1 tRNA gene and 2 rRNA genes are annotated in these 3,320 nt (G+C 53.1%); all 3 read right to left on the bottom strand.

Annotation, left to right across the window (positions count from 1 at the left end):
- Nucleotides 1–2: 2 nt before the first annotated feature.
- A tRNA-Met gene (locus SX1_RS21605) sits at nucleotides 3–79 on the bottom strand.
- An 89-nt stretch (nucleotides 80–168) separates the two neighbouring features.
- Nucleotides 169–283 (bottom strand): 5S ribosomal RNA (gene rrf / locus SX1_RS21600).
- 157 nt (nucleotides 284–440) lie between these two features.
- Nucleotides 441–3,237 (bottom strand): 23S ribosomal RNA (locus SX1_RS21595).
- Nucleotides 3,238–3,320: the final 83 nt, after the last annotated feature.

The following is a 3,320-nucleotide window of genomic DNA, read 5'->3' as shown; positions in this document are numbered from 1 at the left end:
TTTGGTTGCGGGAGTAGGATTTGAACCTACGACCTTCAGGTTATGAGCCTGACGAGCTACCGGGCTGCTCCATCCCGCGACACCAAAGGACAAAGGGCGGACCTTTTGGGTCCGCCCTTTGATGAACTGTGAATGGGTTTTTGTGTCCTGATATGCGCGTGCTTCAATGCCTGGCGACGCCCTACTCTTCCAGTGCTTGAGCAATAGTACCATCGGCGCAGACTGGTTTCACGGCCGAGTTCGGGATGGGATCGGGTGGGTCACAGACGCTATGGTCACCAAGCAATGAAGCAGGCGCATATAAGGGGTTTCAATCGATACCGTGCACGTATGTTTGTAGGATGTGTATCTGGCTGGCTTTATAACCGCCCATGTCTGTCAGGCATCTGTTGTCCAGAGCTGTCATTGATGGTGGGACTCTGCGGTTCGTTATGAACCGTTTAAGCGCGAATAGGACAATTAGTATCGGTTAGCTTCATGCGTTACCGCACTTCCACATCCGATCTATCAACGTGGTGGTCTTCCACGGTCCTGTGAAATCTTATCTTGAGGGAGGCTTCCCGCTTAGATGCTTTCAGCGGTTATCCCGTCCATACATAGCTACCCTGCTGCGCCACTGGCGTGACGACAGGTACACCAGAGGTATGTTCAACCCGGTCCTCTCGTACTAGGGTCAACTCCTCTCAAATTTCGACGCCCACGGCAGATAGGGACCAAACTGTCTCGCGACGTTCTGAACCCAGCTCACGTACCACTTTAATTGGCGAACAGCCAAACCCTTGGGACCTGCTCCAGCCCCAGGATGTGATGAGCCGACATCGAGGTGCCAAACGATTCCGTCGATATGAGCTCTTGGGAATCATCAGCCTGTTATCCCCGGCGTACCTTTTATCCGTTGAGCGATGGCCCTTCCACGAGGGACCACCGGATCACTATGACCGACTTTCGTCTCTGCTCGACTTGTCAGTCTCGCAGTCAGGCGGGCTTATGCCATTGCACTCTAACAGACGGTTTCCAACCGTCCTGAGCCCACCATCGCGCGCCTCCGTTACTCTTTAGGAGGCGACCGCCCCAGTCAAACTACCCACCACAGAGGGTCCCTGCACCGGATAACGGTGCGAGGTTAGACATCAGAAAACAGCAGGGTGGTATTTCACCTATGGCTCCACTCAGGCTGGCGCCCAAGTTTCAAAGCCTCCCACCTATGCTACACAGCTCTTTCCTAATGCCACTCTGAAGTTGCAGTAAAGGTGCACGGGGTCTTTCCGTCTAACCGCGGGTACTCCGCATCTTCACGGAGAATTCAATTTCGCTGAGCATATCCTGGAGACAGTGGGGAAGTCGTTACGCCATTCGTGCAGGTCGGAACTTACCCGACAAGGAATTTCGCTACCTTAGGACCGTTATAGTTACGGCCGCCGTTTACCTGGGCTTCAATTCAGAGCTTGCACTCCTCCTCTTAACCTTCAGGCACCGGGCAGGCGTCAGGCCCTATACGTCGTCTTGAAGCCGACTTAGCAGAGCCCTGTGTTTTTGCTAAACAGTCGCTACCCCCTGGCCTGTGCCCCCCACAAGTGCTTGCGCATATGTGGGGCCTCCTTCTTCCGAAGGTACGGAGGCAATTTGCCGAGTTCCTTCAGGATACTTCTCTCAAACGCCTTGGTATACTCTACCATTCCACCTGTGTCGGTTTAGGGTACGGTCTATACGGAGGGGCTATTTCCTGGGACGACTTCACAGCCTGGAGCAATCCAATAAGCCCAGACCATTTACGCCATCCGTCACACACCTCCAGGCCCACGAATATTAACGTGGTTCCCATCGACTACCCCCTTCGGGCTCGTCTTAGGGGCCGGCTTACCCTGCTCAGATTAGCTTTAAGCAGGAACCCTTGGAATTTCGGCGACAGTGCATCTCACACTGTTAATCGCTACTCATGTCTGCATTCGCACTTCCGATACCTCCACGACCCATTACCAGATCGCTTCAACGGCCTACGGAACGCTCCGCTACCGCTCAGTCAAAGACTGAACCCTAAGCTTCGGTGCATCACTTTAGCCCCGTTACATCTTCGCCGCAGGATCTCTTGTTTAGACCAGTGAGCTGTTACGCTTTCTTTAAAGGATGGCTGCTTCTAAGCCAACCTCCTGGTTGTTTTGGAAATCCCACATGCTTTCCCACTTAGTGATGACTTGGGGACCTTAGCTGTAGGTTAGGGCTGTTTCCCTTTTGACGACGGACCTTAGCACCCGCCGTCTGTCTGCCGAACTAGACTCGTTGGTATTCGGAGTTTGGTTAGAGTTGGTAGATCTCGCGACCCCCGCATCCATCCAGTGCTCTACCCCCAACGGCAATCATTCGACGCTCTACCTCAATAGATTTCGCGGAGAACCAGCTATTTCCCGGCTTGATTGGCCTTTCACCCCTAAGCACAACTCATCCGACAATTTTTCAACATTGAACGGTTCGGTCCTCCAGTGCGTGTTACCGCACCTTCAACCTGGTCATGCATAGATCGCCGGGTTTCGGGTCTAATGCATCAAACTTCGTCGCCCTGTTCAGACTCGCTTTCGCTGCGCCTACACCTAACGGCTTAAGCTTGCTTGATACACTAAGTCACAGACCCATTATGCAAGAGGTACGCGGTCAGGTCTCAAGGACCCTCCCACTGCTTGTAGGCATCCGGTTTCAGGTACTGTTTCACTCCCCTCATCGGGGTGCTTTTCACCTTTCCCTCACGGTACTGGTTCACTATCGGTCATGTACGAGTATTTAGGCTTGGAGGGTGGTCCCCCCATGTTCAGACAGAGTTTCACGTGCTCCGCCCTACTCAAGTCCTGTGATCTTGCTTTCGCATACGGGACTGTCACCCGCTATGGTCAAACTTTCCAGAATGTTCTGCTTGCTTAATCACAGGCACTGGCCTGGTCCGCGTTCGCTCGCCACTACTAACGGAATCTCGGTTGATGTCTTTTCCTCCGGGTACTGAGATGTTTCAGTTCTCCGGGTTCGCTTCACCAAAGCCTATTTTATTCAGCTTAGTGATACCTCTCCCATTTAACCTTTAGTCCTCGCCAAGGCGGGGAACCAAAGATTAAATGGTGAAGGTGGGTTATCCCATTCGGAAATCGCGGGATCAAAGCCTGCTCACGGCTCCCCCACGCTTATCGCAGCGTGCCACGTCCTTCATCGCCTGTACATGCCAAGGCATTCACCAGATGCCCTTACCTCACGCTTGAGAGTCCGCACCACCAACGACAACACTGGAAGATCAAGTGCTTTCCTGCCGTTGAAACAATGCGGTTATTAAACTCAGCCAG

It is taken from the genome of Sphingobium xenophagum NBRC 107872 (assembly GCF_000367345.1).
Lineage (GTDB): Bacteria > Pseudomonadota > Alphaproteobacteria > Sphingomonadales > Sphingomonadaceae > Sphingobium > Sphingobium xenophagum.
This window is presented reverse-complemented; position numbering and strand designations above follow the sequence as displayed.